Origin of the sequence: Streptomyces sp. NPDC102279 (assembly GCF_044766365.1) — a bacterium.
In the GTDB taxonomy this organism is placed as follows: Bacteria; Actinomycetota; Actinomycetes; order Streptomycetales; family Streptomycetaceae; genus Streptomyces.
On the sequence record NZ_JBIWLU010000009.1, the window covers coordinates 350,259 to 374,738 of the forward strand.

Annotated in this window: 22 protein-coding genes; 14 read left to right on the plus strand and 8 right to left on the minus strand. The window is 71.7% G+C overall.

What is annotated here, in order from left to right:
* Window positions 1-209: 209 nt before the first annotated feature.
* From ACIRQH_RS24840 to ACIRQH_RS24855, 4 genes are read left to right on the plus strand one after another with little or no spacing between them, the layout of a single operon-like run.
* Window positions 210-1,172 carry a metal ABC transporter substrate-binding protein gene (locus ACIRQH_RS24840; RefSeq protein WP_404227014.1) on the plus strand — a complete coding sequence of 321 codons (963 nt, stop codon included), beginning with the start codon at window positions 210-212 and terminating at the stop codon, window positions 1,170-1,172.
* A 23-nt stretch (window positions 1,173-1,195) separates the two neighbouring features.
* Window positions 1,196-1,963, plus strand: coding sequence for a metal ABC transporter ATP-binding protein (locus ACIRQH_RS24845; RefSeq protein ID WP_358818942.1), 768 nt, complete (start codon window positions 1,196-1,198; stop codon window positions 1,961-1,963).
* Window positions 1,963-2,865: a metal ABC transporter permease gene (locus ACIRQH_RS24850; protein ID WP_388864657.1), complete on the plus strand. Its 903-nt coding sequence runs from the start codon at window positions 1,963-1,965 to the stop codon at window positions 2,863-2,865. The genes ACIRQH_RS24845 and ACIRQH_RS24850 overlap by 1 nt, the downstream gene beginning before the upstream one ends.
* Window positions 2,866-2,923: 58 nt before the next feature.
* Window positions 2,924-3,340 (plus strand): transcriptional repressor, encoded by a 417-nt coding sequence (locus ACIRQH_RS24855; RefSeq protein WP_355863582.1) that lies wholly within the window; start codon window positions 2,924-2,926, stop codon window positions 3,338-3,340.
* A 254-nt stretch (window positions 3,341-3,594) separates the two neighbouring features.
* Here ACIRQH_RS24855 and ACIRQH_RS24860 read toward each other — a convergent pair whose 3' ends face one another.
* The 3 genes from ACIRQH_RS24860 to ACIRQH_RS24870 all read right to left on the minus strand — a co-directional run bounded on the left by ACIRQH_RS24860 (window position 3,595) and on the right by ACIRQH_RS24870 (window position 5,708).
* On the minus strand, window positions 3,595-4,440 hold the full coding sequence (locus ACIRQH_RS24860; RefSeq protein ID WP_358818944.1) for an isoprenyl transferase: 846 nt from the start codon (window positions 4,438-4,440) through the stop codon (window positions 3,595-3,597).
* Between the two features lie 102 nt (window positions 4,441-4,542).
* Entirely contained in the window at window positions 4,543-5,289 is a 747-nt protein-coding gene (recO, locus tag ACIRQH_RS24865) for a DNA repair protein RecO (protein WP_358818945.1), read from the minus strand.
* 188 nt (window positions 5,290-5,477) lie between these two features.
* The gene (locus tag ACIRQH_RS24870; RefSeq protein WP_358818946.1) at window positions 5,478-5,708 is read right to left on the minus strand and encodes a hypothetical protein; all 231 of its coding nucleotides are present in this window, start codon (window positions 5,706-5,708) and stop codon (window positions 5,478-5,480) included.
* A 627-nt stretch (window positions 5,709-6,335) separates the two neighbouring features.
* On the opposite strand from ACIRQH_RS24870, the gene ACIRQH_RS24875 reads away from it, so the two are divergent.
* Window positions 6,336-7,097: a PIG-L deacetylase family protein gene (locus ACIRQH_RS24875; protein ID WP_404227015.1), complete on the plus strand. Its 762-nt coding sequence runs from the start codon at window positions 6,336-6,338 to the stop codon at window positions 7,095-7,097.
* Window positions 7,098-7,158: 61 nt separating this feature from the next.
* Here ACIRQH_RS24875 and ACIRQH_RS24880 read toward each other — a convergent pair whose 3' ends face one another.
* On the minus strand, window positions 7,159-7,683 hold the full coding sequence (locus ACIRQH_RS24880; protein WP_388864650.1) for a protein phosphatase: 525 nt from the start codon (window positions 7,681-7,683) through the stop codon (window positions 7,159-7,161).
* Window positions 7,684-7,985: 302 nt separating this feature from the next.
* Window positions 7,986-8,726, minus strand: a complete 741-nt coding sequence (locus ACIRQH_RS24885) for a FadR/GntR family transcriptional regulator (protein ID WP_358818964.1) — start codon at window positions 8,724-8,726, stop codon at window positions 7,986-7,988.
* 316 nt (window positions 8,727-9,042) lie between these two features.
* Here ACIRQH_RS24885 and ACIRQH_RS24890 point away from each other — a divergent pair, with 316 nt between their 5' ends.
* Genes ACIRQH_RS24890 through ACIRQH_RS24910 form a run of 5 tightly spaced genes read left to right on the plus strand, consistent with a single transcriptional unit; the run spans window position 9,043 to window position 15,693 of the window.
* Window positions 9,043-10,671 carry an ABC transporter substrate-binding protein gene (locus tag ACIRQH_RS24890; protein ID WP_388864648.1) on the plus strand — a complete coding sequence of 543 codons (1,629 nt, stop codon included), beginning with the start codon at window positions 9,043-9,045 and terminating at the stop codon, window positions 10,669-10,671.
* Window positions 10,672-10,690: 19 nt separating this feature from the next.
* Window positions 10,691-11,650 carry an ABC transporter permease gene (locus ACIRQH_RS24895; RefSeq protein WP_404227016.1) on the plus strand — a complete coding sequence of 320 codons (960 nt, stop codon included), beginning with the start codon at window positions 10,691-10,693 and terminating at the stop codon, window positions 11,648-11,650.
* On the plus strand, window positions 11,650-13,626 hold the full coding sequence (locus ACIRQH_RS24900) for a dipeptide/oligopeptide/nickel ABC transporter permease/ATP-binding protein (protein ID WP_358818952.1): 1,977 nt from the start codon (window positions 11,650-11,652) through the stop codon (window positions 13,624-13,626). Before ACIRQH_RS24895 ends, ACIRQH_RS24900 begins: the two co-directional genes overlap by 1 nt.
* A gap of 43 nt (window positions 13,627-13,669) precedes the next feature.
* Window positions 13,670-14,761 (plus strand): oligopeptide/dipeptide ABC transporter ATP-binding protein, encoded by a 1,092-nt coding sequence (locus ACIRQH_RS24905; protein ID WP_404227017.1) that lies wholly within the window; start codon window positions 13,670-13,672, stop codon window positions 14,759-14,761.
* A complete protein-coding gene (locus ACIRQH_RS24910; protein ID WP_388864642.1) occupies window positions 14,758-15,693 on the plus strand; it encodes a dihydrodipicolinate synthase family protein in 936 nt (311 codons plus the stop codon). The genes ACIRQH_RS24905 and ACIRQH_RS24910 overlap by 4 nt, the downstream gene beginning before the upstream one ends.
* A 103-nt stretch (window positions 15,694-15,796) precedes the next feature.
* Here ACIRQH_RS24910 and ACIRQH_RS24915 read toward each other — a convergent pair whose 3' ends face one another.
* The 3 genes from ACIRQH_RS24915 to leuA form a co-directional block, all read right to left on the minus strand.
* The gene (locus ACIRQH_RS24915; RefSeq protein WP_404227018.1) at window positions 15,797-17,002 is read right to left on the minus strand and encodes an exo-alpha-sialidase; all 1,206 of its coding nucleotides are present in this window, start codon (window positions 17,000-17,002) and stop codon (window positions 15,797-15,799) included.
* 216 nt (window positions 17,003-17,218) lie between these two features.
* Window positions 17,219-17,914 (minus strand): TerB family tellurite resistance protein, encoded by a 696-nt coding sequence (locus ACIRQH_RS24920; protein WP_358820756.1) that lies wholly within the window; start codon window positions 17,912-17,914, stop codon window positions 17,219-17,221.
* Window positions 17,915-18,100: 186 nt separating this feature from the next.
* Window positions 18,101-19,852 carry a 2-isopropylmalate synthase gene (gene leuA, locus ACIRQH_RS24925; RefSeq protein ID WP_358820757.1) on the minus strand — a complete coding sequence of 584 codons (1,752 nt, stop codon included), beginning with the start codon at window positions 19,850-19,852 and terminating at the stop codon, window positions 18,101-18,103.
* Between the two features lie 320 nt (window positions 19,853-20,172).
* Here leuA and ACIRQH_RS24930 point away from each other — a divergent pair, with 320 nt between their 5' ends.
* The 4 genes from ACIRQH_RS24930 to ACIRQH_RS24945 all read left to right on the plus strand — a co-directional run bounded on the left by ACIRQH_RS24930 (window position 20,173) and on the right by ACIRQH_RS24945 (window position 24,232).
* The gene (locus tag ACIRQH_RS24930) at window positions 20,173-21,243 is read left to right on the plus strand and encodes a M4 family metallopeptidase (RefSeq protein ID WP_358820758.1); all 1,071 of its coding nucleotides are present in this window, start codon (window positions 20,173-20,175) and stop codon (window positions 21,241-21,243) included.
* A 60-nt stretch (window positions 21,244-21,303) separates the two neighbouring features.
* Window positions 21,304-21,570, plus strand: coding sequence for a protealysin inhibitor emfourin (locus ACIRQH_RS24935; RefSeq protein ID WP_404227019.1), 267 nt, complete (start codon window positions 21,304-21,306; stop codon window positions 21,568-21,570).
* An 86-nt stretch (window positions 21,571-21,656) separates the two neighbouring features.
* On the plus strand, window positions 21,657-22,973 hold the full coding sequence (locus tag ACIRQH_RS24940) for a GH1 family beta-glucosidase (RefSeq protein ID WP_404227020.1): 1,317 nt from the start codon (window positions 21,657-21,659) through the stop codon (window positions 22,971-22,973).
* Window positions 22,970-24,232: an MFS transporter gene (locus ACIRQH_RS24945; protein ID WP_388864633.1), complete on the plus strand. Its 1,263-nt coding sequence runs from the start codon at window positions 22,970-22,972 to the stop codon at window positions 24,230-24,232. The genes ACIRQH_RS24940 and ACIRQH_RS24945 overlap by 4 nt, the downstream gene beginning before the upstream one ends.
* Window positions 24,233-24,480 lie beyond the last annotated feature (248 nt).

Here is a 24,480-nt window from a genome sequence, read left to right on the forward strand (position 1 = left end):
GACGGCAGCGAATGCTTCAGGTTACCGGCGTGGCCCGCCTCTGTATCAAATCGGTTCGCTGAGTGGGCGGCTCGCTGGGGGTTACATCCGGTTGGTGGGTGTTTTCGAGGGGTGTGCGGGTGGGGGGTCGGGGTGGGTGTGGGGGGTTCGGGGGTGCCCGCAGTTCAAGCTATTGACAATCGTTTCCACTTTTGTTGAAAATGACTGTCATGAACGTACGACGACGCCTCATATCCGGGTCCGCCGCCCTGGTGGCCACCGCCCTCGGTCTCGGGGCCCTCTCGGCCTGCTCGGGTTCGGCTTCGGCCGACGGCAGGAGCGGGGGCAAGCTCGACGTGGTGGCGTCGTTCTACCCGCTCCAGTACCTGGCCGAGGAGATCGGCGGGTCGCATGTGAGCGTGACGAACCTGACGCAGCCCGGTCAGGAGCCGCACGATCTGGAGATCAGCGCGCGGCAGACCGCGCGGCTGCAGGATGCGGACGCCGTCCTCTATCTGAAGAACCTGCAGCCGGCCGTCGACGACGCGGTGGCCCAGTCCGAGGTGGGTACGAAGATCGACGCGGCGTCGTTGACGACGCTGGAGAAGCACGGGAACGAGGTCGGCGGGCACGCGGCCGAGCACGATGAGAGCCCGGGCGAGGAGTCGGGGGCGGCCGATCCGCACGTCTGGCTGGACCCGGTGCGGTTCGCCGAGGTGGCGGAGGGCGTCGCGAAGGGGCTGGAGAAGGCCGATCCCCGGCATGCCGGGGCCTACGAGAAGAACATGGCGGCGCTGCGGAAGAAGTTCGACGCGCTGGACCAGGACTTCCGTGACGGGCTGGCGCACACGGGCACCAAGACGTTCATCACGACGCATGCGGCGTTCGGTTATCTCGCGGAGCGGTACGGGCTGACGGAGGAGGCCATCAACGGTCTGGATCCGGAGTCGGAGCCGAGCGCGAAGCGGGTGCGGGGGCTGGAGACGTTGGCGAAGGCCGACGGGGTGACGACGGTGTTCTACGAGACGCTCGTGAGTGACAAGACGGCCCGGACGATCGCGCGGGACGCGGGGCTGCGGGCGGATGTCCTCGATCCGATCGAGGGGATCACCGGCAAGTCGAAGGGTGACGACTACATGGAGGTCATGCGGTCGAACCTGAAGGCGCTGCGGACGGCTCTGGGGGCGAGGTGACGGCGGTGGAGGACGTGAGGGCCGTGGGCGATGCGGTGGTGTCGTTGCGCGGGGTGCGGGCCGAGCTGGGTTCGCGTCCGGTGCTGCGGGGTGTGGATCTGACGGTGCGCCGCGGTGAGGTGGTCGCGCTGCTGGGGGCGAACGGTTCGGGGAAGTCGACGGCGGTGCGCAGTGTCATCGGGCAGGTTCCGGTGAGTGCCGGGGAGATCGAGATCTTCGGTGTGCCGCGGCGCGGGTTCCGTGACTGGCGGCGGGTGGGGTATGTGCCGCAGCGGACGACGGCGGCGGGTGGTGTGCCGGCGACGGTGACGGAGATCGTGGCGTCGGGGCGGTTGTCGCGGGCTCGTTTCGGTGTGCTGCGCAAGGCCGATCATGCGGCGGTGCGGCGGGCGCTGGAGCTGGTGGGGATGGCGGACCGGGCGAGGGACTCGGTGAACGCGTTGTCGGGGGGGCAGCATCAGCGGGTGCTGATCGCGCGGGCGCTGGCGTGCGAGCCGGAGTTGCTGATCATGGACGAGCCGATGGCGGGGGTGGACCTTGCGAGCCAGGAGGTGCTGGCGGCGACGTTGCGTGACCAGGTGGCACAGGGCGCGTCGGTGCTGCTGGTGCTGCACGAGCTGGGACCGCTGGAGCCGTTGATCGACCGGGCGGTGGTGCTGCGGGACGGGTGTGTGCTGCACGACGGTCCGCCGCCGAGGGCGGTGGGTCAGCACGCGCTGCCCGGTCATGACCATGTACATCCGCACGCGGCGCACGACGCCGGGCCGATCCGGACGGGGCTGCTGAGCTGATGGAGATCCTTGATTACGCGTTCATGCAGCGGGCGCTGCTCGCGGCGGTGCTGGTGGGGATCACGGCGCCTGCCGTCGGTATCTATCTGGTGCAGCGGCGTCAGGCGTTGATGGGTGACGGGATCGGTCATGTGGCGATGACGGGTGTGGGTCTCGGTTTTCTGCTGTCGTGGTCGCCGGTGTGGATGGCGACGGCGGTGTCGGTGCTGGGTGCGGTGCTGATGGAGCTGATCCGCTGGTACGGCAGGACGCGGGGTGACATCGCGTTGGCGATGTTGTTCTACGGGGGTATGGCGGGTGGCGTCATGTTCATCAATCTCGCGCCGGGTGGTTCGAACGCGAACCTGACGTCGTATCTGTTCGGTTCGCTGTCGACGGTGAGTGAGTCGGATGTGACGGCGATCTGTGTGCTGGCGGCGTTCGTGGTGCTGGTGACGCTGGGGCTGCGGCGGCAGTTGTTCGCGGTGAGCCAGGACGAGGAGTTCGCGCGGGTGACGGGTCTGCCGGTGCGGGCGCTGAATCTGCTGACGGCGGTCACGGCCGCGGTGACGGTGACGGTCGCGATGCGGGTGGTGGGTCTGCTGCTGGTGAGCGCGCTGATGGTGGTGCCGGTGGCGGCGGCGCAGCAGCTGAGCCGGAGTTTCGCGGCGACGTTCGCGATCGCGGTGGCGATCGGGGTGAGTGTGACGATCGGGGGGACGGTGACGTCGTACTACCAGGATGTTCCGCCGGGGGCGACGATCGTGCTGCTGACGATCGGGGCGTTCATCGCGTTGACGGCGTTGGCGGCTCCGGTGGCGCGGCGGCGGGCCCGGGCCGCGGCGGCTGTCCGGGAGGCCGGGGATCCGGTGGAGTGTGCGATTCCGGCGTCGCGGGGGCCGGAGAGCACGGTCGGCGTCTGACCGGGCGGAGTGCGGGCTGGCACAATGGCCGGGCAAGGGCAGACGTGAGGAGGCAACGGTGACAACCGCTGGATCGCCCGTTCGGGGCCGTTCCACCCGGCAGCGTGCCGCCGTGGCGGCCGCGCTGGACGAGGTCGACGAGTTCCGCAGCGCTCAGGACCTGCACGACATGCTCAAGCACAAGGGCGACTCGGTCGGGCTCACCACGGTCTACCGCACGCTGCAGTCCCTGGCCGACGCCGGTGAGGTCGATGTCCTGCGGACGTCGGAGGGCGAGTCCGTCTACCGGCGCTGTTCCTCCGGCGAGCACCACCACCACCTCGTCTGCCGTGTGTGCGGCAAGGCCGTGGAGGTGGAGGGGCCCGCCGTCGAGAAGTGGGCGGAGGCCATCGCGGCGGAGCACGGTTATGTGAACGTGGCGCACACGGTGGAGATCTTCGGTACGTGCGCCGACTGCGCGGCGGCGAAGGGCTGAGCCGGGGGCAGGTTCCGGCCCGAGGCGCTCGGACGCGCGTGGTGCGCGGCCGAGGATCGGCGGCAGCCGGTCCGCGTCCTCGGGTGTGCGCGGGGAGCCGGGGCGTGAACCCGGCCAGGAGCATGCCTTGGACGATCCTGACCGGCGGGAAGTCCTGCGCGGCGCCGTGCCCCTCGGTCACGGCCCCTCCCCCGTTCGGTGGTGTGAGCCGTGATCGTGGTGTCAGGTCCGGACAACCGGCCGGGCGGTGGGTGTTACGAGCCGTCGCCCCTTATGCCCTGTTCCATGGCGAGGAGGTCCTCGTTGGGGACGGCGCCGCCGAAGCGGCGGTCGCGCTGGGCGTATTCGACGCAGGCGCGCCACAGGTCGCGGCGGTCGAAGTCGGGCCACAGCACGTCCTGGAAGACCATCTCGGCGTAACTGGACTGCCAGATCAGGTAGTTGGAGGTGCGCTGCTCTCCGCTGGGGCGCAGGAACAGGTCGACGTCGGGCATGTCCGGGTAGTACAGGTACTTCTGGATGGTCTTCTCGGAGACCTTGTCGGGGTCGAGGCGGCCGGCGGCGACGTCGGCGGCCATCGCCTTGGCGGCGTCGGCGAGTTCGGCGCGTCCTCCGTAGTTGACGCAGAAGTACAGGGTCATGGCGTCGTTGTCCTTGGTCTGCTCCTGGGCGACCTGGAGTTCCTGGACGACGGACTTCCACAGCTTGGGCATGCGGCCGACCCAGCGGATCCGGATGCCGAGGGCGTCCATCTCGTCGCGGCGGCGGCGGATGACGTCGCGGTTGAAGTTCATGAGGAAGCGGACCTCGTCGGGGGACCGCTTCCAGTTCTCGGTGGAGAAGGCGTAGAGGGAGAGGTTCTTCACGCCCAGGTCGATGCAGCCCTTGAGGACGTCCATGACGACGCCTTCGCCGACGCGGTGGCCCTCGGTGCGGGGCAGTCCGCGTTCCTTGGCCCAGCGGCCGTTGCCGTCCATGACGACGGCGACGTGGCCGGGGATGAGTTCGCCGGGGAGTTTGGGCGCGCGGGCACCCGAGGGGTGCGGTTCCGGCGTCTTGTACTCGCGGCGCTGGCGTCCCAGGATCCCGCGTACGACCATGTGCTTCTCGTCTCCCTCTTGGTCTTGCTCTCGTGCGGTGTTGCCGGTGTTCGGCGCTGTCGTGCCGGTGGCCGGGGTTGTCCGTGCCGGTGCGGTGGCCGGTTACTTCTCCACGTAACGCAGGGAGCGCAGTCCGCGTTCCAGGTGCCAGTGCAGGTAGGCCGACACCAGTCCGCTGCCCTCACGGACGTGGCGTGGTTCGGCCGCGTCCGCGGTCTCCCAGTCTCCCGTGAGGAGTGCGCCGAGGAGTTCGAGGGCCTGGGGCGAGGGTACGACGCTGCCGGGGACGCGGCAGTCGACGCAGACGGAACCTCCCGCGGCGACCGAGAAGAACCGGTTCGGTCCGGGCATGCCGCATTTGGCACAGTTGCCGAAGCTGGGGGCGTAGCCGTTGACGGCGAGGGAGCGCAGCAGGAAGGCGTCGAGAACGAGGTGGGACTCGTGTTCGCCGCGGGCGAGGGTGCGCAGTCCGCCGACGAGCAGCAGGTATTGCTGGACCGCGGGTTCTCCCTCGTGGTCGGTGAAGCGTTCGGCGGTCTCCAGCATGGCGGTGCCTGCGGTGTAGCGGGCGTAGTCGGTGACGATGCCGCCGCCGTAGGGGGCGATGGTCTCGCTCTGGGTGCACAGCGGGAGGCTGCGTCCGATGAGTTCGCTGCCGCGGGCGAAGAACTGGACGTCGACGTGGGAGAAGGGTTCGAGGCGGGCGCCGAACTTGGACTTGGTGCGCCGGACGCCGCGTGCCACCGCGCGTACGCGGCCGTGACCGCGGGTGAGCAGGGTGATGATCCGGTCCGCCTCGCCCAGCTTCTGGGTGCGCAGCACGATGCCGTCGTCGCGGAACAGACTCATGCTGCCCATTCTCGCCTACGGTGTCGGCGCCCCGGCCCCGGTGGGCTCGATTGTGTGCGGAAGGCCGGTTCGGGGTGTCCGGCCGGGGGCTGGGGCGGACTCCGGGCGGGCGGCGGCGGTGGCCGGGGCCGCTTCGCGGGGCGGGCTGGTCTCAGGGTCGCGTGTGCGGTGGGTGCCGTGTGGCCCGGTTAGGGGACTTCGCCGCGGCTGCGGGCGTTGGCGTAGGCGGTCGCGGCGCTGATCCTTTCCGCGGCGGTGGCGCGGCGGACGGCGTCGGGCGGGCACTCCCATTCCCTGCCGCCGCCGAGCGGCCTCAGCCGGACGCGGGGCCCCTCGTGTCCTGTGACCATGCCCACCTTCCCGGTGTGCGTGTCGACGGCGTACGAGCCGACCGGTGGCGGCGGCGTCGAGGGGTTCATCGTGGGGCCGCCGGTCGCCGGGGGGCGGCTCCGGCGGACCGGCCGCCGCGGACGACCGGGGGGCGGGGTGCCCGGGGTGTCGTGGCCGGCGGGGCGGTCCGCGGGACCGGTGGCGTGGTGTCGGCGCGGGTGGGCGCCGTGGTGTCGGCGTGGGCGAGCGCCGTGGTGTCGGCGTGGGTGGGCGCCTTCACGTTTTCCTCCGCCTCTTCGGCGCGGTGCGCCGAGTGTCGTCCCCCGAGTGGTGCGTGTTCGCGTACGTGATCTTGCGGGTGTTGTCGTACCTGGTTCCTGTCGGAGTGTGCCGGTACCGGTGCGGGTGCCCGTGTCCGTGGGCGGGCCCGTGCGGGTGACCGTGGGTTGTTCTTCTTTCACCCTGCTCCCCTGTGCCGCCCGGTTTCACGCTTCGCATCGTGGTGGTGACGCTGCGCATCTACACTCGGCGGGATGAGCCCGTGGCAAGTGCCGTGCGGGGCACGGGGGTTGGCGGCGGGTGCGGGCGAGGGCGGTGGGGCCGCCGGGTGTACGGGGGTACCGGCGGACGGGTGACGCGGGCCGGCCGGAGGTCGGGGAAGGGTAGCCTGCACTGGCCTGTGAACGAGCCGTTCCGCAGGGGAGGACGAGCCGGCGATGCCCCTTCCGAGCCTTCTGGCGGTGTTCGCGCACCCGGACGACGAGTCCTTGTCGGCGGGCGGTGTGCTCGCCCGGCACGCGGCGTCGGGAGCCCGTACGGCGGTCGTGACGGCGACCTGGGCGGAGGACACCCGGCGGGCGGCGGAACTGGCCGATGCGCTACGCGTCCTCGGCGCGGGCGCGCCCCGTCTGCTCGGCTACGCCGACGCCCGTTTCCCGGGTTCGGCGCCGGGGGCGGTCCGGTTCTGCGACGCGCCGCTGGACGAGGCGGTACGGCGGCTGGTGGCGCACATCCGGGAGGTGCGGCCGGACATCGTGGTGACGCACGACGCGTACGGCGGGCTGACGGGTCATCCGGACCATGTGCACACCCACCGTGTGACGGTGCTCGCGGCGCAGGCCGCCGGGTGGGACCAGCTCTACCCGGACGCGGGCCCCGCGTGGCGGCCGGCCGCCCTCTATCTGGCCACGCATCCCGACTCCGCCGCGCGGGAGTTGGGCCCGCTGCTGGTCCGGGAGGGCAGGCCGATGTTCAGCGTCCCGGACGCGTGGGTGACCGCGACGGTCGAGGCCGGTCCCTGGCTGGACCGGAAGATCGAGGCGGTGTTCGCCCACCGCGCCGAGGTGGAGCGCGGCGCGCTGCCGGGCCGGCTCGCCGAACTCCCTCCGGAGGAGCGGCGGAGGCTGATGGCCACGGAGTGGTTCGTCCGCCACGGGACCGGCGTCGCGCATCCGCCGCAGACGGAGCTGACGGCCTGAGCGGCCGGGTGTCCGGGCGGCGCCCCCACACCGGCCGGTGGACCGGTCCGGGCGCCCGCCGCTAGTCCCGCGGGGCTGGCGCCCGCCGTTGGTCCCACGGGGCGAAGTGGCGTACGTAGGCGCGCTGCCAGGGGGTTTCCACAGCGTGGCGGTCGTAGTGGCGGCGGACGTGGGCGACCGCGTCGGCGGGCGGTACGCCGTCGAGGACGGCGAGGCAGGCCAGGGCGGTGCCGGTGCGGCCCCGGCCGCCTCCGCAGGCGATCTCGACGCGTTCGCCGGCCGCCCGTCGCCAGGCCTCGGTCAGCACGGCGCGGGCCTCGGCACGGTCGGCGGGGAGCCGGAAGTCGGGCCAGCGCAGCCAGCGGGCCTCCCAGGGCACCGGGGGCGGCTCCTTGCCGAGCAGGTGGACGGCGTACGTGGGCGGCGGGGTGCCGTCGTCCGGGAGGGGCCGCCGCAGCGCCCGTCCGCGGACGGTCCGCCCGGAGGGCAGCCACAGGACACCCGCGCCACCCGGCTCCCAAGTGCCGCTCCCGGCACCGGAGTCGGGCCGTGCGCGGGGCTGGGGTTCGGGTCCGGTTTCGGCCATGGGGTCAGGGTAGGGGGCGGGGCGCCGGGGCGAGGCGGTGTCGGGGTCCGGCGACGAGGTGGGCGCCGAGGCCCACCGGCAGACGCACTGCCGGGATCCCCGAGGACCGTGCGTCATCGGGCCCCAACGGCATTGCAGGATAGGGGCGTTGGGTGTTCAAAACTCGCACGGGGCGCCGTAGCACGGCCCGTACGGACGGACCCGTGGGGACGGACTCGTGGAGACGGACTCGTGGAGACGGACTCGTGGGGACGCCTGATGACGGGTGGGGACGCCTGATGACGGGTGGGTTCGGCCGGGGGTCAGCTCACGCCGCGGGCGCCCTGGGCCGCTCGGGCCTCGATGCCGCGGAAGTGGTCGGACATCGCGTCGCGGGCACCTTCGACGTCGCGGGCGCGCAGGGCGGTGAGGATGTCGCGGTGGCGGCGGGCGGTGACCTCGGGGGTGATGTCGTCGGTCCAGCCGCGGACGGCGGCGACGCGGCGGAAGACGGTCCAGAAGGCGTGGAGGAGCTGGGGGACGAGGGGGTTGCCGAGGGAGGCGTAGAGGAGTTCGTGGAACTCGCTGTCGAGTTCGGGGAAGGAACGTCCGTCGCGGGCGGCGGCCTCCATCCGGGTGACGACGGTTTCGAGCCGGTCGAGTTCGTCCTCGGTGAGGAGTTGGGCGACGCGGCTCATGAGGCCTTCCTCCAGCACCTCGCGGACCTGGAGGATCTCGGCGAGGGCCCCGGTGGGGTCGTCCGGACGGGCGAGGGTGCGGAAGGTGAGGCCGTCGACGAGGGGGGTCATGGACGCCTCGCCGACGTAGGTGCCGTAGCCGTGCCGGATCTCCACTATGTCGAGTGCCTGGAGCGCCTTGAGGGCCTCACGGACGGAGTTGCGGCTCACCCCGAGGTCGTTCATCAGCTCGGTCTCGGTGGGCAGCGGGGAGCCGGCGGGGAGCCCCCGGTCGAGGATCAGCTGCATGACCTCGCGCTGGATCTGGCTGGTCACCCGACGCTCGGCTCGGCTCCGGTTCCCGGTCTCCTCAGGCATGCGCCGCATCGTACGCTCGCTGGACATCGGACGTCCCACCTCCGGGCTGATTAAAGTCCTGGTTCGGCCAACTGCCCCTGTTTCAAGCCGTCATTGGTCCCACCAGTGGAAGATACGCCATTCGTGTGCGATCCCTTGACCCCCTCGACGGCCCCTTTTATGGTCGCGCTGCCCCCTATGACGTAGGACGTCGTATCTCCTGCTTCGCGGGCCCCCGGGGGCGGCTCTCCGATGAGTCGGGTCCGCGGCGCCCGGGCACGGACCGCTCCACCGCTCCACCGCTTCACCGGACCGCTCAACTGGACCACTCCTTGCTGGAGGAACCGTGCGCGACGTGACCATCGCTCCGGCGCTGCACCGCCGGTCGTTCCTGAAGTACACGGGCGCCCTGGGCGCCGCCGCCGCGCTGTCCTCGTCGCTGGCGGCCTGTTCGTCCGGGCCGGAGTCCACGAACGACACGGGGAACTCGGGCAGCGGCAGGAACGCCACGCTGACGGCCGTGATCGGCTACGGGAACGACGGCAGCTGGGATCCGACGCAGACCGCCTCCGCGTTCTGCATGGCCGCCAACAACCACATCTACGAGGGTCTGCTCGACACGGACCCGATCTCGCGCGAGCCGTACGCGGCGCTCGCCACCCGGGTCCCCGCCGATCTGACGGGCACCTCGTGGAGGTTCACGCTGCGGGCGGGCGCCACGTTCCACGACGGGAAGCCGGTCACCGCCGACGACGTGGTGTTCGTCTTCGACCGGATCCTCGACCCGAAGACCCAGACGCTGGCCAAGGGCTTCTTCGCGAGCTGGCTGAAGGAGGTCCGGAAGATCGACGCGCAGAACGTGGAGCTGGTCCTCAAGTTCCCCTTCCCGGAGGGGATCGCCCGGCTCACGCTCGCGAAGATCATGCCCAAGCACGTGTTCTCGCTGCCGGGAGCCTGGGACGACGCCATCAGGGGGAAGGCCATCGGTTCGGGGCCGTACCGGCAGACCGCCCACCACCCGAAGTCGAACACGACGTTCGAGGAGTTCGCCGCGTACAACGGGCCGCGCCGGGCCGCCTTCAAGAAGATGAACTGGCTGACCATAGTGGACGCGGCGCCCCGGGTGGCGAAGATCTCCGGGGCGAGCGCCGGCGCGCAGATCGCCGACAACATCCCGTACGCCAACATCGGGCAGCTCACCAAGGGCGGCATGACCGTGCGGGGCGGCGCGGGCATGAACAACCTGTTCCTGATGTTCAACACGCGGCACAAGCCGTTCGACGACGTCCGCGTCCGGCAGGCGCTGCGCCACGCCATCGACACCGGGAAGATGGTCGAGGTCGCCCTCAAGGGGCACGGCAGGCCCTCGACGTCGTTCCTCAACGAGGCCAACCCGGCCTACCGGCCGGCGAAGACCGTCTACTCCTACGACCCGGAGAAGGCGAGGAAGCTGCTCAAGGAGGCCGGGGTCGAGGGGCTGAAGATCGAGATCCTCGCGGTGAACGTCAGTTGGATCGTCGACTGCCTGCCGACCATCAAGGCGTCCTGGGACGCGATCGGTGTGAAGACGACGCTGGCCCCGCAGGAGACCACGGCCGTCTTCACCAAGATGGACCAGAAGCAGGACTACCAGGTGGTCGCCGCCGCCTCGAACCCCAACCAGTTCGGCCTCGACGCCGACCTGATCATGCACTACAACTACGGGCCGCAGAACCTGTGGATGGGCTACGCGCGCTGGGCCGGCGACCCGGTCGCCAGGAAGCTGTTCCAGGACATGGACCGGGCGACCCGGGAGCCGGACGCGGGCCGGAAGAAGACGATGATCCAGGACTACATCGACGTCGTCGCCGAACAGGCCGTGCTCTACCCGGTCGTCCACAACGAGCTGATGACCGCGTGGAACCCGCAACGGCTCACCGGGATAAGGCCACAGCCCTACCCGGGCATCAACCTGCTGCAAGCCAAGTGGGTCTAGGCGACGGGAGAGTCGGTACGTGGTCGTCATCGTCAGGATCCTGCTGCGCCGCGTCGCGCTGCTCGTGCCGCTGATGCTCGGGATCGTCCTGTTCGTGTTCCTGGTCATGCGGTTCTCGGACGTCGACCCGGCGTCCGCGTTCTTCCAGGGCGCCAACCCCACCCCCGGACAGCTGCACGACTTCCGGGAGCAGAACGGCCTGCTCGACCCGCTGCCCGTGCGCTACGCCCACTTCGTCGGGGACCTCCTCCACGGCGACCTGGGCACCAGCGCGCTGACCCGGGCACCGGTCGTCGAGCAGGTCACCACCGCGCTGCCGCTCACCCTCCAGCTGACGTTCCTGGGCCTCGGCATCGCGGTGGTGCTGGCGCTGCTCGGTGGGGTCACCGCCGCGATCTACCGGGACCGGCTGCCGGACCAGGTCATCCGCGTCGTGTCGCTGACCGGGGTCGCCGCGCCGGGCTTCTGGCTGGCGCTGCTGATGATCCAGTACCTCGCCGTCGACCGGGGCTGGTTCCCGACCGGCGGCTACATCAACCCGGCCGACTCGCTCACCGCCTGGCTGAGGACGATGGCGCTGCCCGCGCTCGCGCTGTCCCTGCCGGTCGCCGCGCAGCTCACCCGGATCGTGCGGACGTCCGTGGTGGAGGAGCTCGACAAGGACTACGTGCGCACCGCGATCGGCAGCGGGCTGCCGCCCCGGGTGGTCGTCGGCCGCAACGTGCTGCGCAACGCGCTGATGAACCCGCTGACCGTGCTGGGCCTGCGCGTGGGCTATCTGCTGGGCGGCGCGGTCGTCATCGAGACGATCTTCTCGCTGCCCGGGATGGGCAAGCTGATGATCGACGCCGTGCAGAACGGCGACCCGGCGGTCGTGCAGGGCGTCGTCCTGACCACGGCCACCGGCTTCGTGGTGGTGAACCTCGTCATCGACCTCCTGTACCTGCTGGTCAACCCCCGACTGAGGGAAGCGTCCTGATGTTCACGCGGAAGGAACTGGCGGGGGTCCTCGCCCGGCCCGGCGTCCGGCTGCGCGGCTGGCGCCGGCTGCCGCCGCTGTCGCGGATCGCGGTGTGTTTCCTGGCCGTGGTCGTGCTGGTGGCGTTGTTCGCGCCGCTGATCGCCCCCCACGACCCGCTCGACCAGCTGCCGCCGGTGGACGGTACGGGGCATCCGTCCGCGGGCCACTGGATGGGGCAGGACAGTCTCGGCCGGGACATCCTGAGCCGGCTGATGTACGGGGCGCGCTGGTCGCTGGCGATCGGTCTCGGTGCCACCGCGCTCGCCCTCGTGGTGGGATCGCTGCTCGGTGCGTTCGCGGCGACGTCCCGCAAGGGGGTCGACGAGACGCTGATGCGCTGCCTGGACGTGGTGATGGCGTTCCCCGGCATCGCGTTGGCCGCCGTGCTGGTCGCCGTGTTCGGCGGCGGCATCACCGTGCTGATCTGCGCGATCGCGTTCCTGTTCACCCCGCCGGTCGCGCGGGTCGTCCGCGCGAACGTCCTCGACCAGTACGGGGAGGACTACGTGACGGCCGAGCAGGTGATCGGCGCCCGTACCCCGCACATCGTGCTGCGGCACGTGGCCGTGAACTGTGCGGCGCCGGTGCTGGTGTTCTGCACCGTGCAGGTCGCCGAGGCGATCGTGTTCGAGGCGTCGCTGTCGTTCATCGGCGCGGGCGTGCGGCCCCCGGACCCGTCCTGGGGCAGCGTCATCGCCGACGGCAAGAACATGGTGCTGACCGGCGGCTGGTGGGCGACGGTCTTCCCCGGGCTGCTGATGCTGCTCACCGTGCTGTGTCTGAACATCCTCTCCGAGGGGGTCTCCGACGCGTGGGCGGCGCCCGCGGCCCGGGAGGTGTCGGTGCCGCCCGCCGAGGACCGGCTTCAGGCCCCGGAACCGGGCAGCGGCACCGTCCTCGAACTGCCCGGGCTCGCCGAGGCGGCCGCGCGGCTGCGGTCCCGGGCCCGCCCCCGGCCCGACGCCGCGCACCCGGTCCTCGCCGTCGAGGACCTGGCGATCGGGTTCGACGACCGGCACGGCGGGGTGGACATCGTCGACGGGATCAGCTTCGAGGTGTATCCCGGTGAAGTGCTGGGCCTGGTCGGCGAGTCGGGGTGCGGGAAGTCGCTGACCGCGCTGACGGTGATGGGCCTGGAGCCGAAGGGTGCCCGGGTCCGCGGCCGGGTCCGGTTCGAGGGACGGCAGTTGGTGGGCGAGCCGATGCGGGTGCGGCGCCGGCTGCTGGGCCACGAGATGGCGATGGTCTACCAGGACGCGCTGTCGTCACTGAACCCGGCGATGACGATCAGGGCGCAGCTGAAGCAGGTGATACGGCGCGGTGGCAGGCGCACCGCCGCCGAACTGCTGGGGCTGGTCGGTCTGGACGCCGAACGGACCCTGCGCAGCTATCCGCACGAGCTGTCGGGCGGGCAGCGCCAGCGGGTGCTGATCGCGATGGCCCTGTCCCGCGAACCGCGTCTCATCGTCGCCGACGAGCCGACGACGGCGCTGGACGTGACGGTGCAGGCTCAGGTCATGGAGCTGCTGCTGCGCCTGCGGGCGGAGCTGGACTTCGCCCTGGTCCTCGTGTCGCACGATCTGGCGCTGGTCTCCGCGGTCACCGACCGGGTGGTGGTGATGTACGGCGGGCAGATCGTCGAGACGGGGGTGACGGCGGACCTGGTGGAGTCACCGGCCCACCACTACACGCGGGGGCTGCTGGGCAGTGTCCTGTCGCTGGAGTCGGCGGCGGAGCGGATGACGCAGATCAAGGGGGTGGTCCCCTCCCCCGCCGACTTCCCGGCCGGCTGCCGGTTCGCCGACCGGTGTCCGCTGGCGAGCGAGGTGTGCCGGTCGACCGCGCCGGACCTGGTGGGCACGCCCACGCACACGGCGGCCTGCCACCGTCCTGCCGTCGACCTGGTGAGCACGGAGAGCGAGGCCGTGAAGTGAACGCTGCGCAGCAGGCGCCGGGGGCTCTCGGATGAGCGGGCCGGTGACGGAGAGGGCGAGTTTCGGGGCGGAGCCGCTGGTGCGGCTCACGGACGCGCACGTGGTGCACCGGGCACGCAGCGGCGGGGTGTTCACCCGGGACCGGGTGTACGCGCTGACGGGCGTCGACCTCTCGGTCGCGCCCGGCGAGACGGTCGGGGTGGTCGGCGAGTCGGGGTGCGGGAAGTCGACGCTGGCGAAGGTGCTGGTGGGGGTGCAGCGGCCGACGTCGGGCACGGTGACGTTCCACGGCGCCGATCTGTGGTCGCTGAAGCCGGACGCGCGGCGCACGGCGGTCGGCGCGAGCACGGGCATGATCTTCCAGGATCCGTCGACGGCCCTGAACCGGCGGCTGCCCGTGCGGCGGATCCTGCGTGACCCGCTGGACGTGCACCGGCGCGGCACACCGGCCGAACGGGAGGACCGGGTGCGGGAGTTGATGTCTCTCGTCGGTCTGCCGCGGGCCCTCGCGGACGCGTTGCCGGGCCAGTTGTCGGGCGGGCAGCGCCAGCGGGTGGCGATCGCGCGTGCCCTGGCGCTGGATCCCGGTCTGGTGGTGGCGGACGAGCCGACGAGCGCGCTGGACGTGTCGGTGCGGGCGCAGATCCTCAACCTGCTCCTCGATCTGAAGGAACGCCTCGGTCTGGCGCTGGTGTTCGTGTCGCACGACATCCAGACGGTGCGGCGGATGAGCGACCGGGTGATCACGATGTATCTGGGGCGGGTCGTGGAGGAGTCGCCGGCGGGGGAGGTCACCGGCCGGTCCCGGCACCCGTACACGCGTGCGCTGTTCTCGGCCACGCCGGGTCTGCTGGATCCGATCGATCCGATTCCGCTGACCGGGCCCGTCCCGTCGGCGACGCACCCGCCGAGCGGCTGCCCGTTCCGCACCCGGTGCTGGAAGGCGGACGAGGAGTGCGCGGAGCGGATGCCGGAGTTCACGGCCGCGTCGGCGCCGGGGCACCGCTTCCGGTGTCACCATCCTGTGGAGGAGGGCCGGTCGACACGCGCCCTGGTCGCGCAGGCCGAGTCCGCCGCCTCGGCCACCGCCATGGCCGACGCCATGTTCCAGCAGCACATCAGGGAGCCTTCATGACCTTTCCCGCCCCGCTGACCGGTGTCGTACCGCCCGTCTGCACTCCTTTGACACCGGACCGCGAGGTGGACGTCCCGTCGCTCGTCCGGCTGATCGACCATCTGATGGACGCCGGGGTGCACGGTCTGTTCGTGCTGGGTTCGACGTCGGAGGTGGCCTATCTGACGGACGCGCAGCGCAGGCTGGTGGTGGAGACGGCGGCCGGGCACGTGGCGGGGCGGCTGCCCGTGCTGGCCGGTGCGATCGACATGACGACGCCGCGCGTCCTCGACCACGCGCGGGCCGCGCGGGCCGCGGGCGCGGACGCGGTCGTGGTGACGGCCCCGTTCTACACGCGCACCCATCCCGCCGAGATCGCCCGGCACTTCCGGCTCGTCGCGGCCGGCGCGGGGCTGCCGGTCTTCGCGTACGACCTGCCCGCCTCCGTGCACACCAAGCTGCACCCGGAGCTGGTCCTCGGTCTCGCCGCGGAGGGTGTCCTCGCCGGTCTCAAGGACTCCAGCGGTGACCTCGGTTCCTTCCGCTCGGTCGTCACCGGGGCCCGTGATCTGCCCGGTGTCGGCGGGTTCACCGCTCTCACCGGTTCCGAGGTCGTCGTCGACGCGGCGCTCGCCCTCGGCGCGCACGGCGTGGTGCCGGGGCTGGCCAACGTCGACCCGGCGGGCTACGTGCGGCTGTACGACCTGTGCGCGGCGGGCGACGTCGAGGGGGCGCGGGCGGAGCAGGAGCGGCTGTGCGAGCTGTTCGGGATGGTGGACGTGGGCGATCCCGCCCGGATGGGCGGGAGTTCGTCGGCGCTCGGCGCGTTCAAGGCGGCGCTGTTCCTGCGGGGCGTCATCGCCTGTGCGGCGACGGCGGAGCCCCAGGTGCCGTTGTCGGAGGCGGAGGTCGAGCGGGTGGGCAAGTACCTGGCGGGGGCCGGGCTGTTGTAGGGGGCCGGGCGGCGCCGCCCGGCCCGCGCCGCCCGGACTCACGCCGCCCGGGTTCGCGTGGCCCGGGTTCGCGTGGCCCGGGTTCGCGTGGTCCGCGTTCGCGTTATCCGGGCAGGCCGTTCACGGGCAGGCGCCGGAAGGTGATGGTCTCGTAGGGGCCGGTGACGCCGGTCTCGTAGAGGATCCCGACGCGGGACGGGCCGAGCTGGACGAGGTCGGAGTAGGCGGCCGGGTCCGCGGACAGGGTGGCCGCCCGGGTGAAGGTGGTGCCCGCGGTCGTGCTGCGCCACAGGGCCATGGAGCGGCGGGCGGTGGGGACGGACGGGCCGGCGAACAGGAGCGGTGCGGTGGGGCCGCCGGTGAGCTGCAGGACGCTGCCCTGGACGACGGGGACGTCGTTCAGGGTGGGCTGGACGGCGTAGGGGCGGTCGAGGGTCTCGCCGCCGTCACTGGAGTAGGTGTCGAGGCGGTTTCCGGGGCTCGTGCCGTTCTGGTCGCGGGCGCTGAAGTAGAGCCGCCCGTCGGGGAGTTCGGCGGCCGCGCTCTCGTTGGAGTTGTCCCTCCCGTCGTAGGAGTCGTCGACGAAGCCGAGTCGCCAGGTGAGTCCGCCGTCGTCGCTGTACAGGGCGTGGGCGCCGTAGTACCTGGCCTCCTGGCCGGTGTCGGTGGAGCCGGCGGGCGGGGCGGCGGAGTGGTTGGCGGGTACGACGAGGCGTCCGGCGTGCGGACCGTGGCGCAGGGCGACGGCGTGGCCGGGACCGGTGGCGTACCAGCGCCAGCCGGGCAGTTTGGTGTCGGTGGTGATGTCGCGCGGAGCGGTGAAGTGACGGCCGTCGTCGCGGCTGCTCTGGACGAAGACGCGGCGGCTCTGCTCCGCGGTGACCTCGCCGCGCATGATCTGTGCCTCGCTCACGGCGCCGCTGTTGTAGGAGGTGAGCAGGACGACGTGGCCGCTGCGGGGGTCGACGACGGGGGCGGGGTTGCCGCGGGTGTCGCCGTCGCCGGAGGCGACGACCTGGAGGGGGCCCCAGGTGCAGCCTCTGTCGGAGGAGCGTCTGAGGACGACGTCGATGTTGCCGGTGTCGCCGGCGCCGCTGTGCCGGCCCTCCGCGAAGGCCAGCAGGGTGCCCGCGCGGGTCGTGACGGTCGCGGGGATGCGGTAGGTGTCGTAGCCGCTCCGGCCCGCGGTGTACGGCACGGAGGAGGTGCAGTCCCGGCCGTGCAGGGGCGTGGCGGAGGCGGTGGCGGCGAGGGCGGTGAGGAGTCCTGCGGCACTGGCGAACGCGGCCATACGGGTCGTGACGGTCATGGCACTCCCTGGACTACGCGGACTGCGCGGACCACGTCGGACATGGGACGTGGGATGTCCTGGGAGAAGCTAGTGGGCGTCGGGTGACACATCAATACCCTTGAGGCGGCGACGCACTGACGGGGTGTCGGTTCACTCCGATGTCGTGGCGGATGCGCGCGGACACCGGGCGGGGAGCCGGGACGGGCGGCGGGGCGGTGACACCCCGGAGGGGATTCAGGAGGGGGTGCGGGCCGTCGCCAGGAGGCGGGTGACGTCGTCCGAGCAGATCGTGAGGGCCGCGCCGACGGTGGCGAGGACGTCCCGCTCGGCGGGGGTGTAGGGGCCGTCGGCGAGGGCGATACGGGCGCCCTGGAGGAGGATCGCCTCGCGGCCGGTGGGGGCGAGGTGCGGGGCCAGCGGGTCCAGTGCCTCGTGGAGCTCTATGGCCAGGCTCGCTCCGCAGGGCTCGCCGAAGAGGCGGCCGGTGTCGGCGGCGAGCGCCTCGACGAGGGCGCCGAGCTGGTCCTCGGTGCAGTCGTCGAAGCCGGCCGAGCGCACGGCGGACGCGGCGGTCTCCAGGGACGTACGGGCGCAGTTGCCGCCCGCGGCGAGGACGGCGAGGGCGACGGTGTGGACGGCGTCGCGGAGCATCGCGGAGAAGCGGGTGGTGGTGGGGTGGTCGAGGACGTCCGCGCCGTAGTGGCGGTGGCAGGCGGCGCACTCGACGACGGGCCCGGTCTCGCCGCGCGGCAGCACGGGGAGGCCGAGGAGGGTGAAGCGGCGGCGCCCGGTGAGCCGCTGGTAGTTGCGGTCGCCCCCGCAGCCGGGGCAGAAGAACTCGCCGTCGCCGACGGTGCTCCACGCCGTACGGGTGCCCAGGATGCGGGGAACCTGAACCGAGCGACCGTTTCGTCCCCATCCTGGCAGCACGTCGCACACCTCCGTAACGCCACGGCAACATCGCCGCGCTGGCGTGATGTTAGCCACATTGCCGAGGCGCCGTCAGTACCCCGGACGAGACCCGTCCGTGACCCCGGCCCGGTTTGGCCGGTACACGACCGCGGCCCCGCCCGCCTCGGAAGGCGGACGGGGCCGGAAAGACGCAGGTGGAACGGGTCAGCGGGCGGCGCGGTTGACGGCGGAGACGACGGCCTTCAGCGAGGCACGTGTCGTATTCGCGTCGATGCCGATTCCCCACAGAACCTTGTCGCCGATCGCGCATTCGATGTACGAAGCGGCCTGCGCGGAGGCTCCCTCGCTCATCGTGTGCTCCTGGTAGTCCAGCAGACGTACGTCGATGCCGATGGACTGCAGGGCGTCGAAGAACGCGGAGATCGGGCCGTTGCCGGTGCCGCTCAGGACGGTGTCCGCGCCGTCGACGGTGGCCTCGACGGTGAGGGCGTCCACGCCGTCCTTGTCCGTCGTGGACTGGCCGGTCCTGACCTGGACGCGGCCCCACGGGTTCGCGGGGTTGGGCAGGTACTCGTCCTGGAAGGTCGCCCAGATGTCCTTCGGGGTGACCTCGCCGCCCTCGGCGTCCGTCTTCTGCTGGATGATCTTGGAGAACTCGATCTGCATCCGGCGCGGCAGGTCCAGCTTGTGGTCGTTCTTCAGGACGTACGCGATACCGCCCTTGCCGGACTGCGAGTTGACGCGGATGACGGCTTCGTAGGAGCGGCCGACGTCCTTGGGGTCGATGGGCAGGTACGGGACGGCCCACTCGATGTCGTCGACGGTGACGCCCTTGGCGGCCGCCTCGGCCTCCATGGCGTCGAAGCCCTTCTTGATGGCGTCCTGGTGGGAGCCGGAGAAGGAGGTGTAGACGAGGTCGCCGACGTACGGGTGACGGGCGTGGACGTCCATCTGGTTGCAGTACTCCCACGTACGGCGGATCTCGTCGATGTCGGAGAAGTCGATCTGCGGGTCGACGCCCTGCGAGAACAGGTTCATGCCCAGGGTGACCAGGTCGACGTTGCCGGTGCGCTCGCCCTGGCCGAACAGGCAGCCCTCGACGCGGTCGGCGCCGGCCATCAGCGCCAGTTCGGCGGCGGCGACGGCGGTGCCGCGGTCGTTGTGGGGGTGGATCGACAGACAGACGTGCTCGCGGCGGGACAGGTTGCGGCCCATCCACTCGAAGCGGTCCGCGTGCGTGGAGGGCGTCGAACGCTCCACGGTGGCGGGCAGGTTGAGGATGATCTCGCGGCCCGGGCCGGGCTGCCAGACGTCCATGACCGCCTCGCAGACCTCCAGGGCGAAGTCCAGCTCGGTGTCGGTGAAGATCTCGGGGCTGTACTGGTAGCCGAACTCGGTCTCGGGGCCCAGCAGCTTCTCCGCGTACTCGACGACCAGGCGGGTGCCGTCGACGGCGATCTGCTTGATGTCGTCCTTGGAGCCGCGGAAGACGACGCGGCGGAAGACGGGGGCCGTCGCGTTGTACAGGTGGACGTTGGCGCGCCGGGCGCCCTTCAGCGACTCGACGGTCCGCTCGATCAGGTCCTCGCGGGCCTGGGTCAGTACGGAGATCGTCACGTCGTCGGGGATAGCGGTCTCGTCCTCGATGATCGAGCGGACGAAGTCGAAGTCGGTCTGGCCCGACGCCGGGAAGCCGACCTCGATCTCCTTGTAGCCCATCTTCACCAGCAGGTCGAACATCTCACGCTTGCGCGCGGGCGACATGGGGTCGATGAGGGCCTGGTTGCCGTCCCGCAGGTCGGTGGAGAGCCAGCGGGGGGCGACGGTGATCCGGTTGTTCGGCCAGTCGCGGTCCGGGATGTCGACCTGGTCGTACCGGCCGTACTTGTGGACCGGCATCGACGTGGGACGCTGGCGGTTGGCACGGGTCTGCTCGCTGCTGTGGCTGTTCGCCATGATGCGTGGGCTCCTCAGGATGTCCGAAAGGACGGCCGACGGCGCAACACCAGACTCCGCGGGGAGGGGGTCGACCTCGACTACAGGCCCTCGCCGCGGCAGCTAAGGAGAAGCAGCCCGAAACGCATGATGCTGCGCAGCCTAGCCGAGTCACGCCTGCCGCGGAGGGCCGTATCAGTATGCGGGATCACGGGCGGCGAAGAGGACAAAACGTGCGTCATACCACTTCGGAGCGGACGGTCCGGCTCCCTTTCGCCGCATTTCACCAATCATGGTTGCAGGTAGTGACACTGGCATAACTCAGTGCAAGGGTGCCGGGCATGACCACCAACGGGGGCTTCGAGCCCGTCTTCTGCACCATCGTGCCGCCCCACGTCCTCGACCGGCTCGCGAGCAGCGAGGACCCCGCGCTCGCCGGTCCCGCCCGCCAGACCCTGGAGCGTGACGCGTACGAGCGCACCCACCGGCGGCTGACCACCGTCCTCGGCGCGCCCTCCGTCGCCGCCCCGCCGGACGCGACGGCCGGGCAGCCGCACCGCACGATCTACGACGCCCGCCACGGGCAGGACCTCCCGGGCACCCGGGTCCGCGGCGAGGGCGAGGAGCCCGGCAAGGACGCCACCGTCAACCGCGCGTACGCCGGCCTCGGCGCCACCTTCGAGCTCTACCTGAACGCGTACCAGCGCTCCTCGATCAACGGCGACGGCCTGCCGCTCGACGCCACCGTGCACTTCGACAACGGCTACAACAACGCCTTCTGGAACGGCGAGCAGATGGTGTTCGGCGACGGGGACGGCGAGATCTTCCTCGACTTCACCCTCCCGGTCGACGTCATCGGACACGAGCTGACCCACGGGGTCACCCAGTACACGGCGAACCTCACCTACTTCGGCCAGCCGGGCGCACTGAACGAGTCCATGTCGGACGTGTTCGGTTCGCTGATCAAGCAGTACACGCTCGGCCAGAGCGCCGCCGAGGCCGACTGGCTGATCGGCGCCGGGCTCCTCGCCCCGCGCGTCACCGGCTCCGCCCTGCGCTCCATGAAGGAGCCGGGCACCGCGTACGACGACGACGTGCTCGGCAAGGACCCGCAGCCCGGGACGATGGACGGCTATGTCCGCACCGGCCGTGACAACGGCGGCGTCCACATCAACTCCGGCATCCCCAACCACGCCTTCTACCTCGTCGCCGAGGCGCTCGGCGGGCACGCATGGGAGCGGGCCGGGCAGATCTGGTACGACGTCCTGACCGGTGGGGAGCTGCCGCAGCAGGCCCTGTTCTCGGACTTCGCGCGGCTCACGCTGGCCGCGGCGCGCTCCCGGTACAGCGACGGGGAGGAGTTCCAGGCGGTCGCCAAGGCCTGGGAGCAGGTGGGAGTTCCGGCCACGTAGAGGGTGCCGTTCCGCGCCGGGGCCGTGGCCGCGGGCGTCCGACTCGGCTAGACAGGACCCATGCGTATTCAGGTGAGGCGCACGGGCGGGTTCGCGGGCATCGAGCGCCGTGCGGAGGTGGACACCGCGGGACGGCCCGACGCGGCCGACTGGCACGTCCTGGCCGAGCGGACGGTCGCCGCCGGCCGGGGCGCTCCCCCGCCGGGCGTCCCGGACGGCTTCAGCTACCGGATCACGGTGGACGGCACGACGGTCCACGCGGCCGACCCGAGCCTCACGGAGGACCAGCGCGAGCTGATCTCCCGGGTGCTCAAGGAGGGCGCCTAGCGGGCGGCACGACGGGCGGGATCCGGGCCGGGAGCGTCAACTTCCTGTCGGCGCAGCACCGTTGACTTCCGTTACCCGGGGTACGGATGATCGCGCGCATGGCGACGAACCCCCTCCCGCAGTTCCCGCCCGGCTTCCTCTGGGGCGTGTCCACCTCGGCCCACCAGATCGAGGGGGCCGCCGGTGAACGCGCCCCGTCCGTGTGGGACGCGTTCACCGCCGAGCCCGGCCACGTCAAGGACGGCTCCACGGCGGCGGTGGCCTGCGACCACTACCACCGCTATCCCGAGGACGTGGAGCTGCTCGCCGAGCTGGGCGTGGACGCGTACCGCTTCTCGGTCTCCTGGCCCCGGGTGAACTCCCCCGGCGGTCTCGACTTCTACGACCGTCTCGTCGACGCCCTCTGCGCGGCGGGCGTCCGGCCCGTTCCCACCCTCTTCCATTGGGACCTGCCGGTGGAGCTCGACTGGCTGGACCGGGACACCGCCGAGCGGTTCGCCGCGTACGCCGGAACCGTCGCCGAACGCCTCGGTGACCGCGTCACGAAGTGGATCACCCTCAACGAGCCCGCCGAACACACCCTGCTGGGCCACGCGCTCGGCGCGCACGCCCCGGGCGGACGGCTCCTGTTCGACGCGCTGCCGGTGGCGCACCACCAGCTCCTCGCCCACGGTCTCGCCGTCCGGGCGCTGCGCGCGGCCGGCGCGGGCGACATCGGCATCGCCAACTCGCACGGCCCGACCTGGGCCGCCTCCTCCCGCGCCGAGGACGTGGCGGCGGCCGACTTCTACGACCTGCTGCTCAACCGCCTGTTCGCCGACCCGGTCCTGCTCGGCCGCTATCCCGAAGGCATCGAGGCGTTGATGCCCGGCGACGTCGAGGCGGACCTGAAGGTCATCGGGGAGCCCCTGGACTGGTACGGGATCAACTACTACCAGCCGACGCGCGTGGGCGCCCCCGAGGGAACCGAGATCGGGTTCGGCGGGTTCCGCCTGCCCGCCGAACTCCCCTTCACCGTGCACGAGTTGGAGGGGTACCCGGTGACCGACTTCGGCTGGCCGGTGGTGCCCGAGGCGCTCACCGAACTGCTCACGGGCTTCCGCGAGCGCTACGGGGACAGGCTGCCGCCCGTCGTCATCACCGAGAACGGCTGCTCCTACGACGGCATCGACGACCAGGAACGGATCACCTTCCTGGACGGCCATGTCCGCGCGCTGCACCGGGCGTCGGAGCAGGGCGTCGACGTGCGCGGCTACTTCGTCTGGTCGCTTCTGGACAACTTCGAGTGGGCGGAGGGGTACGCGCGCCGCTTCGGTCTCGTCCACGTCGACTTCGACACCCTGGAGCGGACACCCAAGGCCTCCTACCGGTGGCTGCGGGACGCGCTGCGGACACGGAGATGACCGCGACCGGACCGGCCGTGCCCGTCGGGGCGCTCGCCGAGCCCGTCGAACGGGTGGGCCGGGGCTGGACGTCGGCGCTCTCACTCGCCAACGGGGCGATCTGGGTGGGCTGGTACGGGCCCCTGCAGATCCTTCTCGCCGCGCAGGCGGAGGACTTCGCGCCCGGCACCGGCATGTCCAAGGAGTCGCTGCTGGCCTGGATCACGGGGGCCGGCGCGGTCGTCTCGCTGATCGCCAACCCGTTGTTCGGCGCGCTCTCCGACCGGACGACGTCGCGGCGGGGCCGCCGCACACCGTGGATCGTGGCCGGAGCGGCGGGCGGCGCACTGTCCCTGCTGCTCCTGGGGCGCGCGGACGGTCCGTGGACGGCGGCGGCGGGCTGGTGCCTGGTCCAGCTGACGCTGAACGCCGCGTTCGCCGCGGTCACCGCCGCCGTCCCGGACCGGGTGCCCCGGTTCCAGCGGGGCTCGGTGGGCGGCTGGCTGGGCGCCGCGCAGATCCTCGGCGTGGTCGGCGGGACGGCACTGGCGACGGCGGCGGGAGGCACCGGGGGCGGCTACGCGGCCTGTGCGGTGTTCACGCTGGTGGGCGTCCTGCCGTACGTGCTGCGGTACGAGGATCTGCGGCTTCCGGCGGCGGCCCGGCCCCTCTGGTCCTGGCGGGCCTTCCTCGGCTCCTTCCGGCTGAGCCCGCGCGCCCACCCCGACCTGGCGTGGGCGTGGCTGACCCGCTTCCTCATCAACCTCAGCAACGCCCTCGTGCTGCTGTACCTGCTCTACTACCTGCGCGACCGGCTGCACCACGACGACCCCGAGCAGGGCGTCCTCATCCTCACCGCGGTGAACGGCGTCACGCTGCTCGCCACCGTCGTGGTCGGCGGAGCGTGGTCGGACCGGGTGGGCCGCCGCAAACCGTTCGTGGTCTGGTCCGGCGTCCTGATGGCGGTGGCCACCGCGGCGCTGGCGGGGTGGCAGACCTGGCCCGGCGCGATCGTCGCGGCGTCCGTCCTCGGCGTCGGCTTCGGCGTGTTCACCTCCGTGGACTTCGCCCTGATGACGGACGTCCTGCCGACGGCCCTCGACCGCGGCAAGGACCTCGGTGTCATCAACATCGCCAACGCCCTCCCCCAGGTCGCCGCGCCCGTCCTGGCGGCGCCGATCGTGACGTATCTGGGCGGCTACCGGATGCTGTACGCGGTCGCGGCGGTGATCGGACTCGCGGGGGCGGTGCTGGTGGGGCGCGTCAAGGGGGTCGACTGAAAACGGGCTGGACGGGCTGAACGCGTCGAGGGAGGGGGCGGGCCGGGGGCCGGTTCCGGCCGAACGGGGTCCGGCGGGCCCGTATTCGGGTGCCGAACGCTCACCCCCTGATGGTCCTGGACGGCGCCGACGCCGCCCCTGCCGAGCCGCACCCCCTCGTCCGGGTCCTCGACGCCGAAGACCCCTTCCTGGCCGCCGCGTTGGCCGTCCCGCACGCGTCCTTCGCCACTCCGCCACGGCCGTCGGCA